This window comes from Paracoccus caeni (assembly GCF_016629665.1).
Classification (GTDB): Bacteria; Pseudomonadota; Alphaproteobacteria; order Rhodobacterales; family Rhodobacteraceae; genus Paracoccus; species Paracoccus caeni.
In genome coordinates, this window is sequence record NZ_JAEPRQ010000007.1 from 169604 (window position 1) to 193101 (window position 23498).

Consider the following 23498-nt stretch of genomic DNA (forward strand, 5'->3'; position numbering starts at 1 on the left):
ATGCGCCAGACCGGCTGCTGCACCTGGATTTTCGGCGGCGAGGATCTTGCGGTGACCGCCGCACGAGTTCGCCGCGTTGGTCTGGATGGCGTCGAACTGCATGGCGATGTCGAGGGGCTTGATCCGGCACTGGCCGGGCGCATCCTTGCGGATCAGGGTCTGGCGGTCTTCTCGATCACCCCGTTTGGTGCCGATATTGCCCATCCCGATGCCGCCATCCGTCAGGCGGGGCTGGATTATTATCGCCGCCTGATCGATTGGGTTTTGAAGCTGGAGAACGGCACACCGCGCATTTCAGTGCATGGGATCGTGCCGCGGATCCGACCCGTCTCGACGCAGGCCGAGGAAGACGCGCTGCTGATCGAAAGCACGCAACATGTCTGCGATCTTGCGGCGCAGGCGGGGCTTCCGGTCGTGTTCGAGCTTTTGAACCGCTATGAATCGCACCAGGTCCGCACCGTTGCAGAGGGTCTGGCGCTGCTGGAACAGGTCGGGCGCGCGAACCTGAAACTGCTGCCCGACGCCTATCACATGAACATCGAAGAGGCCGATCCCGCAGCCGCTTTGCTGGCTGGCGGCGAAGCCATCGGCCTTTACCATGCGGCGGATTCCAATCGCGGTGCCATCGGCGATGGCCATATCGATTTCGCGGCACAGCTCAGGGCGCTCGACACGATCGGCTATCGAGGCCCGATCATCATCGAGCCCGCCGCCCCCGGCCCCGACCCGTTCAACACGGCAAAGGGCGAGGGTTTTGAGAACATGCTTGAGGACATCCTGACCCGCTCGGTTCGGGCGCTGCGGTCCTTGGGTGACGAAATCCGGCACGGGGAGGTGTCGGGCGGAAGGAGCGCATGACGCGCAACTGGCCTTGGGAGGGAAACCGGGGTCTGGAGAAAACTGGGAGGAAAGACATGAAGAAATTCTATGGCGCCGTTGCAACCGCTGCCCTGATGGCGATTGCGGCCCCGGCTATGGCGCAGAACATCGTTGTGGTGGCACATGGTCAGGCAGCCGATCCATTCTGGTCGGTGGTCAAGAACGGTGCCGCAAAGGCGGGTGAAGATACCGGCGCGACCGTCGATTTCCGCTCGCCCGAGACTTTCGACATGGTTCAGATGGCGCAATTGATCGACGCCGCCGTGAACCAGCAGCCGGACGGGCTGGTCGTTTCGATCCCTGACGCCGATGCGCTTGGGCCGTCAATCCAGCGTGCCGTGGATGCCGGTATCCCGGTGATCTCGATGAATTCGGGCGGTGATGTGGCCCATGATCTGGGCGTGATCCTGCATGTCGGTCAGTCGGAATTCGACGCCGGCAAGCGCGCGGGCGAGCGTCTGGCCGAGATGGGCGGCAAGAAGGGCATCTGCGTCAACCACGAAGTCGGTAACGTCTCGCTGGATCAACGCTGCGCCGGTTTCGCCGAGGGCTTCGGCAATCCCGTCAATGTTATCCCGACCCAGATGGATCCGGCCGAAGTGCAGTCGAAGGTGCGCGCCGCGCTGGAAGCGGATGAAAGCATCGACACCGTTTTGACCCTTGGCGCCGCCATGGTGGGTGAGCCTGCGGTGGACGCGGTCGAGGCGCTTGGCGCGACCGATACCATCCGCGTCGCCAGCTTCGATCTGTCGGCAGGCTTCCTGCAGGACGTGGCCGACGGCAAGGCCGCCTTCGCCATCGACCAGCAGCAATATCTGCAAGGCTATCTGCCGGTCAGCTTCCTGGCGCTGAACGCCAATTACGGGCTGATGCCTGCGGGTGACGTGCCTTCGGGTCCGAACCTTGTCGAAACCGATGCCGCTGCGAAGGTCATCGACCTGTCCGCTCAGGGCATTCGCTGAACCTGTGACAGATGCGGGCGCGTTTCTGCGCGCTCGCCATCCGGTACCAATCGAGGGGAGGGGCACTTATGGCCTCGGAGATGCCCGCATCCGTGGATGAGCGGATCAAAGCTGAATCATTTGCGACCAGATTGATGAAACGCCCAGAGCTTGGCGCAATCGGCGGTGTCGTTCTTGTCACCATTTTCTTCCTGATCACCGCCAGCCCGGCCATGTTCACACTGCCCGGCATCGTCAACTTTCTGACCCCCGCCGCGCAGCTTGGCCTTTTGGGCATCGCCGCCGCCATGCTGATGATCGGTGGAGAGTTCGATCTGTCCATTGGTTCGATGGTGGCCTTTGCGGGGATGATCTTCGGCGTGCTGGTGGTCAATATGGATCTGCCGCTGGCGCTGGCGATCCCGATGACCATGGCCCTGGCCGCCGCAATGGGCGCGCTGAACGGCTTCATCGTGTTACGGACCGGCCTGCCCAGCTTCATCGTCACGCTGGCCTTTCTGTTCATCCTGCGCGGCGCCTCGCTGGTCGGGCTGAAAATCTTCACCAACGGCTCGACCCAGTTGCGCGGCGTGCGCGAGGCGGTTCAGGGCGACTGGCTGGCCCCGCTTTTTGCCGGCGATGCCTTTGGCGGCGTGTTCCGCTGGATGGCCGAAATGGGCTGGATCAGCAAACTGCGTTCGGGTGCGCCATCGGTGCCGGGCGTTCCGATTGAAATCCTGTGGTTCATCGGCTTCGCGCTTCTGGCCACCTATATCCTGCTGCGCACGCCCTGGGGCAACTGGATCTTCGCGACCGGCGGCGACAAGAACGCCGCACAGAATTCGGGGGTCCCGGTGCGCCGGGTCAAGATCGCGCTGTTCATGCTGACCGCCTGCGCTGCCGCACTGGTCGCCATCATCACCGTGATCGATTCCGGCTCGACCGATGCCCGCCGCGGCTTCATGAAGGAATTCGAGGCGATCATCACCGCTGTCATCGGCGGCTGCCTGCTGACCGGCGGCTACGGGTCCGCCATCGGCGCCTTCTTCGGCGCGATCATCTTCGGAATGGTCACGATTGGCCTGACCTATACCACCTTCGATCAGGACTGGTTCCAGGTGTTTCTGGGCGGAATGCTGCTGCTGGCCGTTGTCTTCAACAACGCCATCCGCAAGCGCGTGACGGGAGAGCGTTAAGATGTCCGATCCCATCATCCATATGGACAGCATCAAGAAGCATTTCGGCAATGTCATCGCCCTGAACGGCGTGACCTTCGATGTGCGACCCGGCGAATGCCATTGCCTTCTGGGCGATAACGGCGCGGGGAAATCGACCTTCATCAAGACCATGTCGGGCGTCCACAAACCGACCGAGGGCAGCATCAACTTTGAAGGCAAGCCCCTGTCCTTCAACAGCCCCCGCGACGCGATGGAGGCCGGGATCGCCACCGTCTTTCAGGATCTGGCGATGATCCCGCTGATGTCGGTCACCCGCAACTTCTTCATGGGACGCGAGCCGACCAAGGGTCGCGGGCCGTTCAAACGCTTCGATCTTGAGGCCGCGAACCAGATCACCATGGACGAAATGCGCAAGATGGGGATCAATCTGCGCGCGCCCGATCAGGCGGTCGGCACCCTGTCGGGTGGTGAACGTCAGACCGTCGCCATCGCCCGCGCCGTTTATTTCGGTGCCAAGGTTCTGATCCTTGACGAGCCGACTTCGGCGCTTGGGGTCCGTCAGACCTCGAACGTGCTGGCGACGATTGCCCGTGTGCGATCGCAGGGCGTCGGCGTGGTCTTTATCAGCCATAACGTCCGTCACGCGCTGGCCGTGGGCGACCGTTTCACCGTGCTGAACCGGGGGCAGACGTTGGGCACTGCCAAGAAGGGCGAAATCGACGCATCGGAATTGCAGGATCTGATGGCGGGCGGGCAAGAGCTTGCCAAGCTTGAAGGCTCTCTGGGCGGGACCGTGTGATGACCGGCCAGCGTTCCCTTGGTGTCGCCCTGATCGGCACCGGCTTCATGGGCAAATGTCACGCGATGGCATGGCGCAATGTGGCGACCGTCTTTGGCGGTCCCCACCCCCGGCTGGAAATCCTGTGCGACACCCCCCAGGACCGGGCCGAGGCTTTCGCCGCCCAGTTCGGTTTTGCCCGTGGCATGGCCGACTGGCAGGCGGCGATTGCCGATCCGGCGGTCGATGTGGTCTCGATCACCACGCCCAACGGCCTGCACCGCCCGATGGCCGAAGCGGCGCTGAACGCAGGCAAGCATGTCTGGCTGGAAAAGCCGATGGCGCTGACGCTTGAGGATGCAACCGCGATGGCGGCGCTTGCCGCTGCCCATCCCGGCCAGATGACGATGCTGGGCTATAACTACCTGCGCAACCCGGCCTTCCAGGCGGCGCGCAAATTGGTGGCGGATGGTCAGATCGGCAAACCGCTGGCCTTCCGGGGCGTCTATGACGAGGATTATTCCGCCGATCCGACCCTGCCGTGGTCATGGCGCATGACCCATGAGGGCGGCGGCCTTGGCGCGCTTGGCGATCTTGGCTGCCATCTGGTCAGCCAGATGACCGCGCTGATGGGTCCGGTCGAGGAACTGACCGCGATGACACAAATCGCCGTTCCACAACGCCCCTCGCCCGAAGGTCCGCGCGCGGTCGAAAATGAAGACAGCGCCATGGCCCTGATCCGCTTTGCCTCTGGTGCGCAAGGATCGTTTGCCACCTCGCGCGTGGCGCGCGGGCGCAAATGCCGGATGCAGTGGGAATTGCATGGCAGCGAGGGCACCATTGTCTTCGATCAGGAAAACATGAACGAGCTTTGGGTCCACCGCAGCGGCGAGGCGGGCTTTACCCGCCATCTCAGCGGCCCCGACCAGCCCGACTTTGCCGCTTTCTGCCCGGCGCCGGGCCATAATTTCGGCTTCAATGAACAGAAGGTCATCGAATGCCGCGATCTGCTGGTGGCGATTGCGGGCGGTCCCAATCCCGGCCCGGATTTTGCGGCGGGCCTGCAAATCGAACGGATCATTCACGCGATGGCGAATTCCCACGGCCGCCCGGTGCGGCTTCAGGATGCGAGGCAACATGAAGACGCTTGACGTAATCACCATCGGCCGCTCGTCGGTCGATCTCTACGGCCAGCAGGTCGGTGGGCGGCTGGAGGATATGGGCTCTTTCGCCAAATATATCGGCGGCTCGCCCACCAATATTGCCTGCGGCACCGCCCGCCTCGGCCTGCGCTCTGCCGTCATCACCCGCGTCGGTGACGAACATATGGGCCGCTTCATCCGTGAACAGCTTCAGCGTGAAGGCGTCGATACCCAAGGCGTCGCCACCGACCCCGAACGCCTGACCGCGCTGGTCATCCTTGGCATCCGCGACGAGGACAGCTTTCCGCTGATCTTCTACCGCGAGAATTGCGCCGACATGGCCCTGACCGAGGCCGACATTGCCGAGGATTTCATTGCCTCGTCCCGCTCGGTCCTTGCTACCGGCACCCATCTGTCCAACCCCCGGACCGAGGCGGCGGTGCTGAAAGCCCTGAACCTTGCCCGCAAGCACGGCGCGCAGACCGCGCTGGACATCGATTACCGCCCGAACCTCTGGGGCATGGCAGGTCATGGTGACGGCGAAAGCCGCTTTGTCGAAAGCGCCGCCGTCACTGCGAAACTGCAATCGACGCTGCATCTGTTCGACCTGATCGTCGGGACCGAAGAGGAATTTCACATCGCAGGCGGCACCACCGATACCATCGCCGCCCTGCGCGCGGTTCGCGCCGTGACGAACGCAACACTCATCTGCAAACGTGGTGCCAGTGGGGCCGTGGCTTTCACCGGCGCCATCCCAAGCTCGCTTGACGAAGGCGAGGCCGGCCCCGGTTTTCCAATTGAAGTGTTCAATGTTCTCGGGGCCGGCGACGGTTTTTTCTCTGGTCTGCTGAAAGGCTGGCTTGATGGCGAAGACTGGCCCACGGCGCTGAAATACGCCAATGCCTGCGGCGCCTTCGCCGTCAGCCGCCACGGCTGCACGCCCGCCTATCCCTCGCTGACCGAGCTGGAGTTCTTCCTGAAACGCGGCATCATCCGCCCCGATCTGAGGCACGATCAGAAGCTGGAACAGCTTCACTGGTCCACCAACCGCCACGGCGACTGGTCCACCATGCGGGTCTTTGCCTTCGACCATCGCATCCAGTTGGAGAAGATGGACGGCTATACGCTGGAAAAAGGCGGGGCCTTCAAGGAACTCTGCCTCGCCGCCACGCTGCAAGTCGCGGATGGCAAGCCGGGTTACGGTATCCTCTGCGACAACCGCATCGGTCGGCGCGCTTTGCACAAGGCATCGGGCACCGGCCTCTGGATCGCGCGCCCCTGCGAATGGCCGGGACCCTGGCCGCTGGAGCTTGAGCCGGAACTGGGTCTCGACAACGGCAAACTGTCCGAATGGGCCCGCGACAATGTGGTGAAGCTGTTGTGCTTCTGCCACCCCGATGACGACGCCGAAATCCGGCTTCAGCAAGAGGAAACGGTAAAACGTCTTTATCAGGCCGCCCGCCGCAACGGGCTGGAATTCCTGCTGGAGATCATCCCCTCGAAACGCGGCCCGGTCGATGACCAGACCACCGCCACGCTGATCCGGCAGTTCTATTCGATCGGCGTCTATCCCGACTGGTGGAAACTGGAACCGCTGCGCAGCCCCGCGGCATGGCAGAACGCCATCACCGCGATTACCGATAACGATCCCCACACGCGCGGGATCGTGGTGCTGGGCCTCGACGCGCCCGAGGCCGATCTGGCGGCCAGCTTCCAGATTGCTGCCGGCTTCGATCTGGTCAAAGGCTTCGCCGTCGGTCGCACCATCTTTGGCGAGGTCGCAGCCGCGTGGATGAAGGGCGAGCTTTCGGACGATGCCGCCATCGCGCAAATGGCCGAGCGGTATCAACGGCTTTGCGACATCTGGGACCGCGCGCGCAGCGCCGCAGAGGAGGCCGCAGCATGACCGGCACGATCCGCCTGACCGCAGCACAGGCCATGGTACGCTGGCTGTCGGTGCAGATGAACGAGGATGGCGAGCGCTTCATCGAAGGCGTCTGGGCGATCTTCGGCCACGGCAATGTCGCGGGTCTGGGCGAGGCGCTGCATGGCATCGGTGATGCCCTGCCGACATGGCGCGGCCAGAACGAACAGACCATGGCCCATGCCGCCATCGCCTATGCCAAGGGCCATTCCCGCCGCCGCGCGCAGGCGGTGACCTCCTCCATCGGACCGGGCGCGACCAATCTGGTCACGGCGGCGGCGCTGGCGCATGTGAACCGGCTGCCGGTCCTGCTGATCCCCGGCGATGTCTTTGCCAACCGCCGCCCCGATCCGGTTCTGCAACAGATCGAGGATTTCGACGACGGCACCGTCAGCGCCAATGACTGTTTCCGCCCGGTCAGCCGCTATTTCGACCGCATTACAAGGCCCGAGCATCTGCTGACCGCATTGCCCCGCGCCCTGCGGGTGATGACCGATCCGGCCAATTGCGGCCCGGTCACGCTGGCCTTCTGTCAGGACGTGCAGGCCGAGGCTTACGATTGGCCCGAAACCTTCTTCATCCCCCGGACATGGCGCATTCGCCGCCCCGAACCCGACGCCACCGACCTTGCCAATGTCGCGGATCTGATCCGCGCGGCCAAAGCCCCGGTGATCGTCGCAGGCGGCGGGGTGATTTATTCCGGCGCGGAAGCGGCCTTGGCCGAATTTGCCAGCCGCCACGACATCCCGGTGATCGAGACGCAGGCGGGCAAATCGGCACTGGCTCAGGCGCATCCGCTGAATTACGGCGCAGCGGGGGTCGATGGCTCTGCCGCCGCCAATGCGATTGCCCGCGACGCCGATCTGGTCATCGGCATCGGCACCCGCTTTCAGGATTTCACCACCGGATCTTGGGCGCTGTTCGCCAACCCGACGCGCAAGCTGGTCAGCATCAATGTGCAACCCTATGACGCCGACAAACACGGCGCCGTGGGCCTTGTCGCCGATGCGCGCGTCGCGCTGGAGAAGCTGACCGGCGCGCTTGCCGATTACCGCGCCGGTAACCCCGATCCGCAATCCCGCGCCGATTGGCTGGCCTCGGTCGATGCCCATTGCGCGGCGCCCACCGATACCAACGCCCTGCCAACCGATGCGCAGGTGATCGGCGCGGTTCAGCGGGCCTCGACCGCTGACACCATCGCCATGTGCGCGGCTGGCACCATGCCCGGTGCGCTGAAACTGCTGTGGCAGCCAAGTCAGGGCGGCTATCACATGGAGTACGGCTTCTCCTGCATGGGTTATGAGATCGCCGGGGCGATGGGCCTGAAACTTGCCCGCCCCGAACGCGAGGTGATCTGCTTCGTCGGCGATGGCAGCTATATGATGGCCAATTCCGAACTGGCCACCGCCGTCATGCGCCGCGTGCCCTTCACCGTGGTTCTGACCGACAATCGCGGCTATGGCTGCATCAACCGCCTGCAACAGGGCACCGGCGGCGAGCCGTTCAACAACCTCTACATCAACAGCAATGTCGAGGTTCAGCCCGAGATCGACTTCGTGGCCCACGCCGCCAGCATGGGCGCGCACGCGGTCAAGGCATCGGGCATCGCCGATCTTGAGGCGCAGATCATCGCCGCGCGCGGTCGCAGCATCCCGACCGTGATCGTCATCGACACCGACCCGACCAATGGCCCCGGCTTTGGCGAGGCGGGTCACTGGTGGGATGTGGCGGTGCCGGAGATCGGCGAGAGCGATAAACTGAAACAGGCCTATGCCGGTTATCTGTCCCAGATGGCCCGGCAGAACCTTGTCAACTGACAGGACGAGACCATGATCCTCTACGGAACCAACCCGATCGCTTGGTCGAATGACGACGATCAGACCATCGGCGCGCATCTGTCGCTGGACGATTGCCTTTCCGATTGCCGCACCATCGGCTTCGACGGCATCGAAAAGGGCCACAAGATGCCCAATGAAGGTGCTGCGCTGAAATCGCATCTGGGCGAATACGGGCTGCGCTTTGTCGGCGGCTGGCATTCGACCAATATCCTGACGCCCAACCGGACGCTGGCCGAGGAAAAGGCCGCGCTTGATGTGCATATCGCCATGTCGAAAGGCGCGGGCACCGATGTCGTGGTGATCTGCGAATGCTCGAATACAGTGCATGGCAACGACCATGTGGCGGTCAACGACCGTCCGGTGCTGAACGATGACGAATGGACCCGATTGATGGAGGGGATCAACGCGCTGGCCGATCAGGCAGCGGGGCAGGGGATGCGCTTCTGCTACCACCACCACATGGGCACCTGCGTCGAAAGCGCCGACGACATCGACCGCTTCATGGAGGCTGCTGGCCCGAATGTGCTGCTGCTGCTGGATACCGGCCATTGCACCTTCGGCGGCGCGGACCCGGCCGAGGTGGCGCGGAAATACATGGCCCGCGTTGGCCATATCCACGCCAAGAACGTCCGCCCCGAGATCATGGCGCAGGTCCGCGCCGAGGGGCTGTCCTTTATCGAGGGCGTCCGTCGCGGTGCCTTCACCGTCCCCGGCGACCCGGAAGGTTGCGTCGATTTCGCCCCGGTCCTGAAGATCGCCGCCGATCATGGCTATCAGGGCTGGCTGGTGATCGAGGCGGAACAGGACAGCCTTGTCCGCAATCCGCTGGATTATCAGACGATGGGCTATCAGGCGCTGAAGCGCATGGCGCGCGAGGCCGGACTGGATCAGACCGTGACGGCATGACCGCCAGCGGTGCCCTCACCCGTGACCTCGTAGGGTGCGTGCTCCGCACGCACCGCCATCGCTCTCACGCAACACCACCGTTCGCAAGCTGTGTACAACCTGTGTACGCGCTGTGCATCCTCGGTGCATGCCTTGTGCGCCCCGAACCCCAGCATTTGCTGGCCGAACCCGCGATGACCCGGAGCCGCCTCCTCCCGCGCTTTTCTTAACCATCGCGCAACACCAGAAATGAAAGGACAGCCCATGCCCGACCTTCTTCGCAAACCCTTCGGCACCAGTGGCAAAGTCCATCAGATCACCCCTGCGGATGCCGGCTGGCGCTATGTCGGCTTTTCGCTCTATCGCCTGAAGCCCGGCGATACCGCGACCGAAGCGATTGGCGACCGAGAGGTCATTCTGGTCATGGTCGAAGGCAAGGCCCACCTGACCGGCGCCGGACAGGATTGGGGTGTGCTTGGCGAGCGGATGAACGTTTTCGAAAAGACCCCGCCGCATTGCCTCTACCTGCCGAATGGCAGCGACTGGACGGCGGTGGCCGAGACCGACTGCGTGATCGCCGTCTGCTCTGCCCCCGGCAAAAGCGGTCATTCCGCGCGGCGTATCGGCCCTGACGGCATTACCCTGACCCCTCGCGGCAAGGGCACAAATACCCGCCATATCAATAACATCGCGATGGAGGGCGAAGACTACGCCGACAGCCTTCTGGTCACCGAGGTCTTTACCCCGGCGGGCCACTGGTCCAGCTATCCCAGCCACCGCCATGACGAAGACGACTTCCCCCGGATCACCTATCTGGAGGAAACCTATTACCACCGCCTGAACCCGGCCGAGGGCTGGGCGATCCAGCGCGTCTATACCGATGACCGCTCGCTGGATGAGACGATGGCGGTCAAGGATGGCGACGTGGTGCTGGTCCCACGCGGCCACCATCCCTGCGGCGCGCCCTATGGGTTCGAGCTTTATTACCTCAACGTCATGGCCGGTCCCCGCCGCAACTGGCGCTTCGTGCCCGCCCCCGAGGTCGAAGAAATCATGCGCCGCGACGCCACCTAAAGCGCGCGAACTGCCACGAAGCGTAATCTGCTGCGGAACGTGTCAGACGGAGAGACTGACGTCTCCGTCCAGCCACGCATAACCATTTGCAGGCAGCGCCAGCAGATTATCCGTCAAAACTGCATGAGCAGGCCCGATCAACTCGGTCTGGCCCGTCACCTGAACCCGGCAGGGCTCTTTCGACAGATTGAAGATGCAGGTCAAAGCCTTGCCGTCCAGTTCGCGGTGGAACGCCAGCAGCGGCTCGGGCAGATCGATGAAGGTGATATCGCCCCACCTGAGCGGCGGATGGTCTTTGCGGAACGCCAAGGTCGCGCGATAGGCGGCCAGAACGCTGTCATTATCCGCCTGTTCGATGCTGACCGCTCGCGCTGCCTGTTCGGGCTTGACCGGCAGCCATGGTTTGGCCGCGCTGAAGCCTGCATTCGTGGTCTCGTCCCAGACCATCGGCGTGCGGCAGCCATCGCGCCCCTTGACCTCTGGCCAGAAGCGCAGGGCAGGGGGGTCAGTCAGTTCTTCATAGACCAAAGTGGTCTCGGTCTGGCCCAGCTCCTCGCCCTGATAGAGGCAAAGCGTGCCGGGGAAAGAGGCCAGCATAGCGACGGATTGCCGCGACAGTGCGTCCAGATCGTCGGCATTCTTCGCCCAGCGGCTGACATGGCGGATCACATCGTGGTTCGAGAAGCTCCAGCAGGAATGCGCGTCCGGGGCGCCTTTGCGCACGCCCTCGATAGTGCGGCGGAAATGCCCGGCGGTGAAATCGGGGCTGAGCATCTCGAAGCTGTAGCACATATGCAGACGGTCATCGCCCGCCGTGTATTCGCCCATGATGCGGATGGCGGTTTCGCCGCCGTCGCCGACTTCGCCCACCATCATCCGGGCGTCATATTGATCGGTCAATGCCCGCATGCGCTTCAGGAACGCGATGTTTTCGGGGCGGTTCTTGGAATAGATATGCTGTTGGAATCCATAGGTTTCCGGTCCGGTATGGCCGAGGTTCGGCGGATTGTCCCGCAGGCGCGCATCGTTGAAATAGTAGTTCACCGTGTCCAGCCGGAACCCGTCCACGCCGCGCTCCAGCCAGAAGCGCATGGTGTCCAGCAGGGCGTCCTGCACATCGCGGCTCCAGAAATTCAGGACCGGCTGCTCGATCAGGAAGTTGTGGAGATAGTATTGCCGCCGGCGCGGCTCCCATTCCCAGGCCGGGCCGCCGAAGACCGAGGGCCAGTTGTTTGGCGGCGTCCCGTCCGGGTTCGGATCGGCCCAAACATACCAGTCAGCTTTCGGATTATCCCGGCTGGCGCGGCTTTCCGCGAACCATGGATGCTTGTCGCTGGAATGGCTGATGACCTGATCGATAATGACCTTCAGGCCCAGTTCATGCGCGCGGGCGATCAGCGCGTCGAAATCGGCCAATGTCCCGAATAACGGGTCGATGTCGGTATAGTCCGACACGTCATATCCCATATCCTTCATCGGCGAGGCGAAGATCGGCGACAGCCAGATCGCATCGACGCCCAGTGCGGCGACATGGTCCAGTCGGCGCGTGATCCCCGGCAGATCGCCGATGCCGTCGCCATCACTGTCCTGAAAGCTGCGGGGGTAGATTTGATAAATTACCGCGTCTCGCCACCATTCAGTCATTACTGTCACCCTCCTGCAATGTGCGCACGTACAATTAGGGCAAGACTATAGCGTCGGCTTCAAGGATGTGTTAGCGGTAACTTACATTGCGGCAAGAATATAATTGTCGGAATTGTCAGGACGATTAAAGTGAAGGCAATGACAGCGATGGCACAACCTTCTTTTCTTGGTGTCCGCGACCTCCAGCAGTTGCAGGAAGGCCGGTGCGACAGGCCGTTTGAATTGCTTGGCCTGCATGATGACGGAAAGAAGCTTTGGCTGACTGCCTTCTCACCCGACACATCTTTGCTGGAAGCTGTCACCCCGGAAGGCAGGGTCGAGCTGACCCGTCTCAGGGGTGATGTGTTCGCCACGCAGCTTGCAGCCCGGACCTATCATCTCTGCGCGACCAACAGCGAGGGCGAGCGGCGGGAATTTGACGATCCCTACCGTTTCGGCCCGGTTCTGGGCGATGTCGATCTGTATCTGCTGGGTGAGGGGACGCATCGGCAGCTTTGGCACGCGCTTGGCGCGCATGTCATGACCCACGAGGGGGTGCGCGGCACGCATTTCGCGGTCTGGGCACCGAATGCGCGACGGGTCTCGGTCGTTGGCGATTTTAACGGATGGGATGGGCGCACCAACCCGATGCGGCGCGTCGGAGGGTCCGGTGTGTGGGAAATTTTCCTACCCGATCTGGGTGACAGCACCCTCTACAAATACGAGATTCTGGACGCGCATGGCGATCTGGCGTTGAAGGCCGATCCGGTGGGTTTCGGCAGCCAGCATCCGCCGGAAAAGGCCAGTATCGTGCGCGACATCTCGGGCTATGGCTGGCGCGACCTGGACTGGATGGATCGCCGCGCGGCATTGCAGGGCCGGGACGAGCCGATCTCGATTTACGAGGTGCATCTGGGAAGCTGGCGGCGGCGGTGGGATCAGGGCGGCAGGCCGCTATCCTATAAGGAACTGGCGCGCGATCTGGTCGCCTATGCCAAGGATATGGGTTTCACGCATATCGAGCTGTTGCCGATCAGCGAATTTCCCTTTGACGGCTCTTGGGGTTATCAGCCGGTCGGTCTTTACGCACCGACGATCCGCTTCGGCCCGCCGCACGAATTCCGCGATCTGATCGATGCCGCACATCTGGCGGGGCTTGGTGTGCTGCTGGACTGGGTGCCGGGGCATTTCCCGACCGATGCCCATGGCCTTGCCCGGTTTGACGGCAGCGCACTTTACGAACATTCCGATCCGCGTGAGGGCTTCCATCAGGACTGGAACACCCTGATTTACAATTACGGCCGCACCGAGGTTCAGAACTATCTGATCGCCAACGCGCTGTATTGGCTTGAGGAATATCACATCGACGGGCTGCGCGTGGATGCGGTCGCCTCGATGCTTTACCGCGACTATTCCCGGCGTGAGGGGCAGTGGGTTCCGAACAAGGATGGCGGGCGCGAGAATTATGAGGCCATCGCGTTCCTTCAGAACATGAACATCGCCGCCTATGGCGAAGTGCCGGGCATCATGACCGTGGCCGAGGAAAGCACCTCTTTCCCGAAGGTCTCGGCCCCGGTCGATGCGGGCGGGCTGGGCTTTGGCTACAAGTGGAACATGGGTTGGATGAACGACACGCTCCGCTATATGGAGCGTGATCCGATCTACCGGAAATACCATCATGACCTGATGACCTTCGGTCTGATGTATGCGTTCAACGAAAACTTCATCCTGCCGATCAGCCATGATGAAGTGGTCCACGGCAAGGGCAGCATGCTGCACAAGATGCCGGGCGACGATTGGCAGAAATTTGCGAATCTGCGGGCCTATTACGGCTTCATGTGGATGCATCCGGGCAAGAAGCTGCTGTTCATGGGCTGCGAATTCGCCCAGCCCGAGGAATGGAACCACAATGGCGAACTGAACTGGCACGCCGCAGCCCAGCCAAAGAATGCGGGTGTGCAGCAACTGGTCTGCGATCTGAACTGGCTTTACCGCGATACGCCCGCACTGCACCGGCGCGACTGTGATGCCTCGGGCTTTGAATGGCTGCGCAACGACGCCGAACAATCGGTGACCGCGTGGATTCGCAAAGGCGATGAGGGTGATGCGCCGGTGGTCGTGGTTGCCAACTTCACGCCGGTCGAGCGGCGGGACTATCAGATCGGCGTGCCGCAGGAGGGTATCTGGCGCGAGGCGCTGAATACCGATGCCGAGATTTATGGTGGCAGCGGCAAGGGTAATCTGGGGCAGGTCAAGGCAGAGCCGGAAGGTCTGGACGGGCAATCTGCCTCGATCCGCATCACCATCCCGGCGCTGTCTGTGGTGGTGTTTGTTGCCGAGAACTAAGCGGATAGGGGGAGAGTGTGCCATGGTTGAAAACAGAAGATTAACGCGCCGGGCGATGGCCTTCGTGCTGGCGGGGGGACGCGGCAGTCGGTTGCAGGAACTGACCGACCGGCGCGTGAAGCCCGCCGTTTATTTTGGCGGCAAGACCCGGATCATCGATTTCGCTTTGTCGAACGCGATGAATTCCGGCATCCGCAAGATCGCGATTGCGACCCAATACAAGGCGCATAGCCTGATCCGCCATTGCCAGCGCGGCTGGAACTTCTTCCGCGCGGAACGCAACGAATTTCTGGACATTCTGCCCGCCAGTCAGCGTATGTCCGAGGATCACTGGTATCGTGGCACTGCCGATGCGGTGACCCAGAATATCGACATCGTGGACAGCTATGACGTTGATTACATCATCATTCTGGCCGGCGATCACATCTACAAGATGGATTACGAAATCATGCTGCGCGAGCATGTTGACAGCGGCGCCGACGTGACCATCGGCTGTCTCACCGTGCCGCGCGAAGAGGCGTCGGCCTTTGGTGTGATGGCGGTGGATGAGACCGGGCGGATCACGTCCTTCCTCGAAAAGCCCAAGGATCCGCCTTCGATGCCCGGTGATGCGACCAAATCGCTGGCCTCGATGGGGATTTATGTCTTCTCGTGGCCGTTCCTGCGCGATCTGCTGGTCCGCGATGCCGAAAACCCGAATTCCAGCCATGATTTCGGCAATGACCTGATCCCCGACATCGTGAAGAACGGGAAGGCGATGGCGCACAAGTTCGACACGTCCTGCGTCCGTGACCCCGGCGCGCCTGCCTATTGGAAGGATGTCGGTACCGTCGATGCCTTCTGGGACGCCAATATCGCGCTGACGGATTTCACCCCGGATCTGAACCTGTGGGACAGCGACTGGCCGATTTGGACCTATTCCGAAAGCGTGCCTCCCGCGAAATTCATCCATGACGAAAAGGACCGCCGCGGCGTGGCGATTTCCTCGATGGTGTCCGGGGGCTGCATCATCTCGGGCACCGAGATCCGTAATTCGCTGCTCTTCACCGAGGTTCACACCAATTCCTACGCCGTGCTGGATCATGCGGTGGTGCTGCCCTATGTGACCGTGCATCGCTCGGCCCGGCTGAAGAACGTGGTGATCGATCGCGGCGTCGTTATTCCCGAGGGGCTGATCGTCGGCGAAGACCCGGTCGAGGATGCCAAGTGGTTCCGCGTCACCGGCAAAGGTGTGACGCTGATCACGCAGGACATGCTGGACCGGCGCGCGGAAGGGTAAGATGAGGGTTCTGTCGATCGCGTCAGAGTGTGTGCCGCTGGTCAAGACCGGCGGGTTGGCCGATGTGGTCGGCGCCCTGCCCGCAGCGCTGGCGGCGCAAGGGGTTCAGATGCGGGTGCTGCTGCCCGGCTATCCTTCCGTCATCGGCGCACTGGAAAGCCCGGTCGAGATCGCTCGCTTCGACGATCTTTTCGGCGGCCCCGCCCGTTTGCTGGCGGGGCAGGCGGCGGGGCTGGACCTTCTGGCGATTGACGCACCGCACCTTTATGACCGTTCGGGCGGACCTTATCTTGGCCCGGACGGGCGCGACTGGCCCGACAATCCCGAACGCTTTGCGGCTTTGTCATGGGTTGGCGCACATATCGGCACGAAGGGCGCGGGTGACTGGCTGCCCGATATTCTGCACGGCCATGACTGGCAGGCCGGGTTCTTTACCGAATATCTGCGGATGATGGGCGGCACCGCTCGCACGATCCTGACCATCCATAATATCGCCTTCACCGGCCAGACCAGCCCCGACCGCATTGGCGCGCTGCGTCTGGACCCGGCGCGTTTCCATGCCGATGGCTACGAATATTTCGGCACCGTCTCGGCGCTGAAGGCCGGTCTGATGGGCGCTGACCGGCTGACCACCGTTTCGCCCCGCTATGCCGAAGAGCTGATGACACCGGAATTCGGCATGGGACTGGACGGGGTCATGCGCCATCGTCGCGCCGCGCTAAGCGGTATCCTGAACGGAATCGACACCGAGATGTGGGACCCCGCGACCGATCCGCTGATCAAGCCGTTTGACGATCTGCGAAAGAAGGCGGCGAACAAGAAGGCCTTGCAGGCCGAACTGGACCTGCCCGAAGCGGAAGGGCCGCTTTGCATCATCGTTTCGCGCATGACCCAGCAAAAGGGTCTTGATCTGGTGTTGCAGGCGCTGCCGACGCTGCTGAAAGAGGGCGGGCAACTGGCACTGCTCGGGTCGGGCGATCCGGCGCTGGAAGCGGCGTTTCTGGCCGCAGCCGACGATCCAAACGTGGCCGTCAAGATCGGCTATGATGAGGCTTTGTCGCACCGGATGATCGCCGGCGCCGATGCGATCCTTGTGCCGTCCCGGTTCGAGCCTTGCGGGCTTACCCAGCTTTACGGACTGCGTTACGGCACCGTGCCGGTGGTGGCGCTGACCGGGGGGCTGGCGGATACCGTCATCAATGCATCGCCCGCCGCATTGGCAAAAGGCGTCGCAAACGGCATCCAGTTCTCGCCCGTGACCACAGAGGCGTTGCAGAACGCCCTGACCCGGCTGGCGGGGCTTTACAAGCAACCGCGCACATGGTCTCGCCTGCAACGCAACGCGATGTCGCAACCCGTCGGCTGGGATCACTCGGCTGCGGCCTATGTGTCGCTGTATGCGGAGTTGACTGCACGGACATGACGGCACCTTGATGATGGCACCTTACAAGATGACGGCGGGGCATCCGACCCCGCTGGGCGCGACTTTCGATGGCGCGGGGGTCAACTTCGCGCTGTTTTCCCGAAATGCCGAACGGGTGGTTCTGTGCCTCTTCGACGCCAAAGGCCGCGAAAGCCGGATCGATCTGCCCGAGCGTGACGGCCATGTCTGGCATGGCTATGTGCCGGGCCTGAGGCCGGGGCAGAAATACGGCTACCGCGTCCACGGCCCCTATAATCCTCAGGAAGGCCATCGCTTCAACCCGAACAAGCTGCTGATCGATCCCTATGCCAAGCGGCTGACCGGGAAGCCGGTGATGCATGACGCTTTGTTTGGCTATCGCGCCGGGCATGCCGATGCCGATCTGAGCTTCGACCGCCGTGACAGCGCGCCCTATATGCCGCGCTCGGTCGTGATCGATCCCAGCTTCACCTGGGGCGAGGATCGCCCTATCCGCCGCCCCCTGACCGAAACGGTGATCTACGAGGCGCATGTGAAGGGCCTGACCGCAGGTCGCCCGGATATTCCCGACCGGGGGACGTGGCTGGCGATGGCCTCGGACCCGATCCTTGAGCATCTGAACAATCTGGGCGTGACCGCGATCGAGTTGCTGCCTGCTCAGGCTTTCGTCGATGACCGCTTTCTGGTGGATCGGAAGCTGACGAATTACTGGGGCTATATGACCTATGGCTTTTTCGCCCCCGAGCCGCGCTATATGCGCGACGGCGAGATCGGAGAGTTTCAGCAGATGGTCGCCCGCTTCCATCAGGCGGGGATCGAGGTGATCCTTGACGTGGTCTATAACCACACCGCCGAGGGGAACGAGATGGGTCCGACCCTCAGCTTCCGGGGTCTGGACAATGCGGCCTATTATCGGCTGGCGGATGACCGGCGCTATTACATCAACGATGCGGGGACGGGGAACGTCCTCAACATGGACAGCCCCTTCACGCTGCGGCTGGTGATGGATTCGCTGCGCTATTGGGTCGAGGTGATGCATGTCGATGGTTTCCGCTTCGACCTCTGCTCGGTTCTGGGGCGGACGCGGGGGGTCTTTGATCGCGACGGACCCTTCTTCCGCGCCATCCGGCAAGACCCGGTGCTGAACCGGGTAAAGCTGATCGCCGAGCCGTGGGATATCGGGCCGGGCGGCTATCAGCTTGGCGCCTATACCGCGCCCTTCGGCGAATGGAACGACCGTTTCCGCGACACGGTGCGCAGCTTCTGGAAGGGCGATGCCGGGCAGATCGGCAGGCTGGCAAAGCGCATCGCCGGTTCGTCTGCGCGCTTCGATCATGACGGGCGGCCTGCGACATCATCGGTCAATTTCGTCGCTGCGCATGACGGCTTCACGCTGATGGACACGGTCAGCTACAACGACAAGCACAACGAGGCCAACGGCGAGGAAAATCGCGACGGCCACAACCACAACCTGTCGGACAATTGCGGGGTCGAGGGCGCAACGGATGATCCGGCGATCCTTGCCCGCCGCAACCGCCGCCGCCGCAATCTGATGGCGACGGTGCTGCTGTCCCAAGGGACGCCGATGATCCTTGCGGGGGATGAGCTTGGCAATTCACAGGGCGGCAACAACAACGCCTATTGTCAGGACAATCCCATCGGGTGGGTCGATTGGGAAAGCGCCGACCCAGATTTCCTCGATTTCTGCCGCCGCCTGATCGCGTTTCGCAAGGCCAACCCGATCCTGCGCCAGAAGCGTTTCCTGCATTCGCAACCGCGTGAACAGGACGGTCTGCCCGACCTGTTCTGGCGGCGCGCGGATGGTGAGCCGATGCATGCGGATGACTGGAACAACCCCGAATTGCGGCTGCTGGCTGCCGAAATGCGGATGGCTTCGGGCACGCCGGATTATGCGGCGCTGCCGGGCGCGGTGTTTGTCGTCTTCAATGCCGGGCCTGCGGCCGAGGTGCATTTGCCGGAAACCGCGAAAGGGGCGGTTTGGCGGCGACAACTGGACAGTGCGCGCGACGGTGCGATTGATGAGCCCGCCGCCGGCGCCGCCATGATCGAGGCCGACAGCACCGTGGCCTTCGTTCTGTCGCAAAATTCCACTTCACCGGAAGGGGAGGAATAGCTGCCTGATCTTACGCTGCCAAAACCGGCAGCATTTCCCGCCACGTCACATCGTCGGGAAGCAACCACCATGTTTCGGCCAGAGGCAGCCTGCTTCTGCTCTTGACGTTCTGCCGCGCGCGCCGCTGGGCTTGGGGTGCATCGTGGCGAAACCGCTCTGGCCGCGCCGGAAGTCAACTTTAACTATTGCAAGAGGCCCCTCGTGCTGCCCCTCCCCATAGCCGAAACGTTCCGCGACCAAATCCTGAACCACCTTACCTATACGCTTGGCAAAAGCACCGTCAGCGCCAGCCTGTTCGATTGGCGTCTGGCCGTCAGCCACACCATCCGCGACCAGATCGTCCGCCCGTGGTTCACCGCCACCCGCGCGACCTATGAGCAGGGCGCGAAGCGGGTCTATTACCTGTCGATGGAGTTTCTGATTGGGCGGATCCTTGGCGATGCGATCATCAATCTGGGGCTGGACCAGCAGATCTCGGATGCGCTGGAGGATCTGGGGCTGGACAAGAACGCCATCCTCGGGAACGAGCCTGACGCGGCGCTTGGCAATGGCGGGCTTGGCCGGTTGGCGGCCTGTTTCATGGAATCGCTGTCCTCGCTGCAATGCCCGGCCTATGGCTATGGCATCCGCTATGAGCACGGGCTGTTCCGGCAGCGGTTCGAAAACGGCCAGCAGGTGGAAACGCCCGAGGATTGGCTGAACCAGCCGCATCCATGGGAATTCGTGCGTCTGGAATCCAGCTATACGATTGGCTTCAAGGGCCATGTTGAAACCGTTGATGGCGTGGCCGTCTGGCATCCCGGCGAAAGCGTGCAGGCGCGGGCCTATGATACGCCGGTGATTGGCTGGGGCGGAAAATGGGCGAATACGTTGCGGCTGTGGGGCGCTCAGCCGACGACGCTGTTCGACCTGACCCGGTTCAATCGCGGCGATTATGCGGCAGCGGCGGAACCCGAGGCGCTGGCCCGCACCCTGAGCCGGGTGCTTTACCCCGATGACACCACCGAGAGCGGCAAGGAATTGCGGCTGAAGCAGGAATATTTCCTGACCTCGGCGGCATTGCAGGACATCCTTCGGCGCTTCCTGAGCGAATATGACGATCTGCGCCTGCTGCCGAAGAAGGTGGCAATCCAACTGAACGACACCCACCCTGCCATTGCCGGGCCGGAACTGATCCGGCTGTTGATGGATGAACACGGTTTTGACTTTGCCGAAGCCTTGTCGATTGCGCGCGGCACCTTGAACTATACCAACCACACCCTGCTGCCCGAGGCGCTGGAGCGTTGGTCCACATGGCTGATGGGCCGCGTCCTGCCACGCCACATGCAGATCATCGAGATGATCGACGAGGATCATCGCCAGACCACCAACCGCCCCGCCCATGTCGCCATCGTCCGCGACGATCACGTCCATATGGGCGAGTTGGCGTTCATCATGGCCGGTCGGGTGAACGGCGTTTCGGCGCTGCATACCGATCTGGTGAAAAGCACCGTCTTTGCCGATCTGCACAACCTTCACCCCGACCGGATCGTGAATCAGACGAATGGCGTCACCCCCCGCCGCTGGCTGAGGATGGCGAACCCGCCGCTGGCGAAGCTTCTGGACCGGACCATCGGCGACGGCTGGAGCGCCGATCTTGACCAGTTGGCACAGCTAGAGCCGCATGCCGACGATGCCAGCTTCCTTGCCGACATGCGCGCCGCCAAGCGGCAGAACAAAGTGGCGCTGTCGAACGGATTGCTGGCGGGTTTGGGGATCAAGGCCGATCCTGATGCGATCTTCGACGTTCAGGTGAAGCGGATTCACGAATATAAACGACAACTGCTGAACATCCTCGAAGCCATCGTCCTGTGGCAGAAAATTCACGACGATCCCAACGGCAACTGGGTGCCTCGGGTCAAGATTTTCGGGGGCAAGGCAGCGCCGGGATATTGGCTGGCGAAATCGGTGATCCATCTGATCAACGATGTCGCGGCGACCATTAACAACGACCCGGTGACCGCGCCCTATCTGCAGATCGCCTATCCGCCGAATTACAACGTCTCGATGGCCGAGGCGCTGATCCCGGCGGCGGATCTGTCCGAACAGATCAGCACCGCGGGCAAAGAGGCGTCCGGCACCGGCAATATGAAATTCACCATGAACGGCGCGCTGACCATCGGCACGCTGGACGGGGCGAATGTCGAGATCCGAGAACTTGTCGGGGCCGAGAACTTTTTCCTCTTCGGTCTGGATGCAGAACAGGCAGCGGTGGAAAAGTCCAAGCCGGGCCATGGCCGGGCGGCTATCGAATCCAGCAAGGACATGCAGATCGCGTTGCAACTGATTGCCGAGGGTCGCTTTTCGGGTGGTCGGGCCGATCCCTATTACGCGCTGCTGGACCGGACCTGGAACGATGATCCGTTCCTTGTCGCCTCGGATTTCGACGACTACTTCGCCTGCCAGCGTCGCGTTGATGCGGCTTATGCGGACCATGCCGCATGGGACCGAATGGCGGCCTTGAACATTGCACGGTCGGGCTTCTTTTCGTCGGACCGCACGATCAGGGGCTATATGAAAGACATCTGGCATGTGAAGCCGGTCAAGATGGACTGACATGCAACCTGCGTCGGGTCGCGATTTTGACCCGGCGCAGTGTCGCCCGCCACATCGCCGGAAGCCGGTCGCGCAAGCGCAGCGGCAGCGTTTGAATTTGACAAAAGTGACCCAGATTTGTTCAACCAGTAGAGTGGACAAATAATCCAAGCACGCCGATGCTTTGAAAACGTTTGCACCCATTTGAATTCTTGGTCACATAGCGCGAAATGGAAAAGCACGGCAGAAAAACAATGCAAACCGTGGCCGAGCGGGCGGGAGTCTCGCTGGCGACGGTCAGTCATGTCCTGAACGGCACCCGCTTTGTCAGCAAGACCACGGCCGAGCTGGTTCACAAAGCCGTGACCGACATCGGCTATGTGCCGAACACAATTGCCCGCGATCTGGCGCGCAGTTCCACCTCGACCATCGGACTGGTTTTCTCGTTATCGGTCAACGCCTTCTTCCTCGACATCATTTCAGCGATCGAGGCGGAATGTCAGCGTGACGGGCTGTCGGTGCTGCTGTTTGACAGCAACGACGATCCGGCGAAGGAATGGCGCATCGTCCGCGATCTGCATCAACGCCGCGTGGATGGCATCATTCTGGCACCCGCAGGCGGCCCGGAAAGCGCGGCGATCCGTTACCTTCACGAAAACCGGGTGCCAGCCGTTCTGGTGGATCGTCTGGCGGATTCCCGGTTCGATCAGGTCGGGCTGAACAACCATGACGCCATTCATCTGGTTACTGACCATTTGTGCAATCTGGGTCATCGCAGGATCGCACTGATCCCCGGTCACAGCACCTACACCACCACGGTTGAACGGATCGAGGCTTTCCGCGCGAACCTGTCTGCGCGTGGATTGCTGGATGACGGGTTGATCACGCCTCCGGCCCATACGCTGCAGGAAGCGGCGGAGCATACGTCCCGATTGCTGGACAGCGGGCACATTCCGGATGCGATTCTGGCGGGAAACAACCTCTGCACGCTTGGCGCCATGCGCGAGATTTCCAGCCGGGGGATGAAAGTGCCCCGTGATCTTGCCATTGCCGGGATCGATGATTTCGAATGGGCTGACAGTTTCGAGCCTCGGTTGACGGTGGTTCGACAGCCCTGCGCCGAGATTGGCCAGACTGCTGCACGTCTGATCCGCCGCCGTGTCGCCTCGATTGATGCCGCGCCCGAGGCGCACCGAATGACGCCCTCGCTGATCGTCCGCCGATCTTGCGGATATATGCCCGCGGAAAGCTGATTTTGACATCGGGCGGTGTCACGTATTATGGCATGATCACGATGGTTCAGGTGCCGGGCGAAAGTCCGGGTAAAAGGGAATCCGGTTTGATGCCGGAACTGCCCCCGCAACTGTAGGCGGACAGCCTGCCCGAAATGCCACTGGTGCGAATGCCGCTCCGGGAAGGCCGGGTGAGGCGCAAGACCCGCAAGTCAGGAAACCTGCCTGAACACTCTTCTGATCCGGCCGCGGGGTGCGTGCCGTGCGAA

The 23498-nt window shown here is 62.3% G+C and carries 16 protein-coding genes and 1 riboswitch; of the genes, 15 read left to right on the plus strand and 1 reads right to left on the minus strand.

Going from position 1 to position 23498, the window contains the following annotated elements:
- From JJJ17_RS16495 to iolB, 9 genes are all read left to right on the plus strand, one after another.
- Positions 1 to 858: a sugar phosphate isomerase/epimerase family protein gene (locus tag JJJ17_RS16495; RefSeq protein ID WP_200688341.1), complete on the plus strand. Its 858-nt coding sequence runs from the start codon at positions 1 to 3 to the stop codon at positions 856 to 858.
- 56 nt (positions 859 to 914) lie between these two features.
- Positions 915 to 1841, plus strand: a complete 927-nt coding sequence (locus JJJ17_RS16500) for a sugar ABC transporter substrate-binding protein (protein WP_200688343.1) — start codon at positions 915 to 917, stop codon at positions 1839 to 1841.
- Positions 1842 to 1909: 68 nt separating this feature from the next.
- A complete protein-coding gene (locus tag JJJ17_RS16505) occupies positions 1910 to 3016 on the plus strand; it encodes an ABC transporter permease (RefSeq protein WP_407673375.1) in 1107 nt (368 codons plus the stop codon).
- 1 nt (position 3017) lies between these two features.
- Positions 3018 to 3797 (plus strand): ATP-binding cassette domain-containing protein, encoded by a 780-nt coding sequence (locus tag JJJ17_RS16510; protein WP_200688347.1) that lies wholly within the window; start codon positions 3018 to 3020, stop codon positions 3795 to 3797.
- A complete protein-coding gene (locus tag JJJ17_RS16515; protein WP_200688349.1) occupies positions 3797 to 4927 on the plus strand; it encodes a Gfo/Idh/MocA family protein in 1131 nt (376 codons plus the stop codon). Before JJJ17_RS16510 ends, JJJ17_RS16515 begins: the two co-directional genes overlap by 1 nt.
- Positions 4914 to 6824, plus strand: a complete 1911-nt coding sequence (locus JJJ17_RS16520; RefSeq protein WP_200688351.1) for a bifunctional 5-dehydro-2-deoxygluconokinase/5-dehydro-2-deoxyphosphogluconate aldolase — start codon at positions 4914 to 4916, stop codon at positions 6822 to 6824. The genes JJJ17_RS16515 and JJJ17_RS16520 overlap by 14 nt, the downstream gene beginning before the upstream one ends.
- The gene (gene iolD / locus JJJ17_RS16525; protein ID WP_200688353.1) at positions 6821 to 8659 is read left to right on the plus strand and encodes a 3D-(3,5/4)-trihydroxycyclohexane-1,2-dione acylhydrolase (decyclizing); all 1839 of its coding nucleotides are present in this window, start codon (positions 6821 to 6823) and stop codon (positions 8657 to 8659) included. The genes JJJ17_RS16520 and iolD overlap by 4 nt, the downstream gene beginning before the upstream one ends.
- Before the next feature lie 12 nt (positions 8660 to 8671).
- Positions 8672 to 9586, plus strand: a complete 915-nt coding sequence (iolE, locus tag JJJ17_RS16530) for a myo-inosose-2 dehydratase (protein ID WP_200688355.1) — start codon at positions 8672 to 8674, stop codon at positions 9584 to 9586.
- Between the two features lie 243 nt (positions 9587 to 9829).
- Positions 9830 to 10639, plus strand: a complete 810-nt coding sequence (gene iolB / locus JJJ17_RS16535) for a 5-deoxy-glucuronate isomerase (protein ID WP_200688357.1) — start codon at positions 9830 to 9832, stop codon at positions 10637 to 10639.
- 42 nt (positions 10640 to 10681) lie between these two features.
- Here iolB and JJJ17_RS16540 read toward each other — a convergent pair whose 3' ends face one another.
- Positions 10682 to 12283: an alpha-glucosidase gene (locus JJJ17_RS16540; RefSeq protein WP_200688359.1), complete on the minus strand. Its 1602-nt coding sequence runs from the start codon at positions 12281 to 12283 to the stop codon at positions 10682 to 10684.
- Between the two features lie 147 nt (positions 12284 to 12430).
- On the opposite strand from JJJ17_RS16540, the gene glgB reads away from it, so the two are divergent.
- From glgB to JJJ17_RS16570, 6 genes are all read left to right on the plus strand, one after another.
- Entirely contained in the window at positions 12431 to 14608 is a 2178-nt protein-coding gene (glgB, locus tag JJJ17_RS16545; protein ID WP_200688361.1) for a 1,4-alpha-glucan branching protein GlgB, read from the plus strand.
- 22 nt (positions 14609 to 14630) lie between these two features.
- The gene (gene glgC / locus JJJ17_RS16550; RefSeq protein WP_200688363.1) at positions 14631 to 15887 is read left to right on the plus strand and encodes a glucose-1-phosphate adenylyltransferase; all 1257 of its coding nucleotides are present in this window, start codon (positions 14631 to 14633) and stop codon (positions 15885 to 15887) included.
- 1 nt (position 15888) lies between these two features.
- Positions 15889 to 17310, plus strand: a complete 1422-nt coding sequence (gene glgA / locus JJJ17_RS16555) for a glycogen synthase GlgA (RefSeq protein WP_200688365.1) — start codon at positions 15889 to 15891, stop codon at positions 17308 to 17310.
- Between the two features lie 13 nt (positions 17311 to 17323).
- A complete protein-coding gene (gene glgX, locus JJJ17_RS16560; protein WP_200688427.1) occupies positions 17324 to 19423 on the plus strand; it encodes a glycogen debranching protein GlgX in 2100 nt (699 codons plus the stop codon).
- A 201-nt stretch (positions 19424 to 19624) separates the two neighbouring features.
- Complete coding sequence (locus JJJ17_RS16565) at positions 19625 to 22018, plus strand: glycogen/starch/alpha-glucan phosphorylase (RefSeq protein ID WP_200688367.1); 2394 nt, start codon at positions 19625 to 19627, stop codon at positions 22016 to 22018.
- A 233-nt stretch (positions 22019 to 22251) separates the two neighbouring features.
- On the plus strand, positions 22252 to 23250 hold the full coding sequence (locus JJJ17_RS16570) for a LacI family DNA-binding transcriptional regulator (protein WP_200688370.1): 999 nt from the start codon (positions 22252 to 22254) through the stop codon (positions 23248 to 23250).
- Positions 23251 to 23281: 31 nt separating this feature from the next.
- Positions 23282 to 23472: riboswitch (cobalamin riboswitch) on the plus strand.
- Positions 23473 to 23498 lie beyond the last annotated feature (26 nt).

Excerpts from the sequence above, each read along its gene's own strand:
- JJJ17_RS16505 (WP_407673375.1), top strand. The coding sequence starts at position 1,910 with ATGGCCTCGGAGATGCCCGCATCCGTGGATGAGCGGATCAAAGCTGAA.
- glgC (WP_200688363.1), top strand. The coding sequence starts at position 14,631 with ATGGTTGAAAACAGAAGATTAACGCGCCGGGCGATGGCCTTCGTGCTG.
- JJJ17_RS16570 (WP_200688370.1), top strand. The coding sequence starts at position 22,252 with ATGCAAACCGTGGCCGAGCGGGCGGGAGTCTCGCTGGCGACGGTCAGT.
- JJJ17_RS16510 (WP_200688347.1), top strand. The coding sequence starts at position 3,018 with ATGTCCGATCCCATCATCCATATGGACAGCATCAAGAAGCATTTCGGC.
- JJJ17_RS16515 (WP_200688349.1), top strand. The coding sequence starts at position 3,797 with ATGACCGGCCAGCGTTCCCTTGGTGTCGCCCTGATCGGCACCGGCTTC.
- iolE (WP_200688355.1), top strand. The coding sequence starts at position 8,672 with ATGATCCTCTACGGAACCAACCCGATCGCTTGGTCGAATGACGACGAT.
- JJJ17_RS16540 (WP_200688359.1), bottom strand. The coding sequence starts at position 12,283 with ATGACTGAATGGTGGCGAGACGCGGTAATTTATCAAATCTACCCCCGC.
- JJJ17_RS16500 (WP_200688343.1), top strand. The coding sequence starts at position 915 with ATGAAGAAATTCTATGGCGCCGTTGCAACCGCTGCCCTGATGGCGATT.
- glgX (WP_200688427.1), top strand. The coding sequence starts at position 17,324 with ATGGCACCTTACAAGATGACGGCGGGGCATCCGACCCCGCTGGGCGCG.
- iolD (WP_200688353.1), top strand. The coding sequence starts at position 6,821 with ATGACCGGCACGATCCGCCTGACCGCAGCACAGGCCATGGTACGCTGG.
- JJJ17_RS16495 (WP_200688341.1), top strand. The coding sequence starts at position 1 with ATGCGCCAGACCGGCTGCTGCACCTGGATTTTCGGCGGCGAGGATCTT.
- JJJ17_RS16520 (WP_200688351.1), top strand. The coding sequence starts at position 4,914 with ATGAAGACGCTTGACGTAATCACCATCGGCCGCTCGTCGGTCGATCTC.
- glgA (WP_200688365.1), top strand. The coding sequence starts at position 15,889 with ATGAGGGTTCTGTCGATCGCGTCAGAGTGTGTGCCGCTGGTCAAGACC.
- glgB (WP_200688361.1), top strand. The coding sequence starts at position 12,431 with ATGGCACAACCTTCTTTTCTTGGTGTCCGCGACCTCCAGCAGTTGCAG.
- iolB (WP_200688357.1), top strand. The coding sequence starts at position 9,830 with ATGCCCGACCTTCTTCGCAAACCCTTCGGCACCAGTGGCAAAGTCCAT.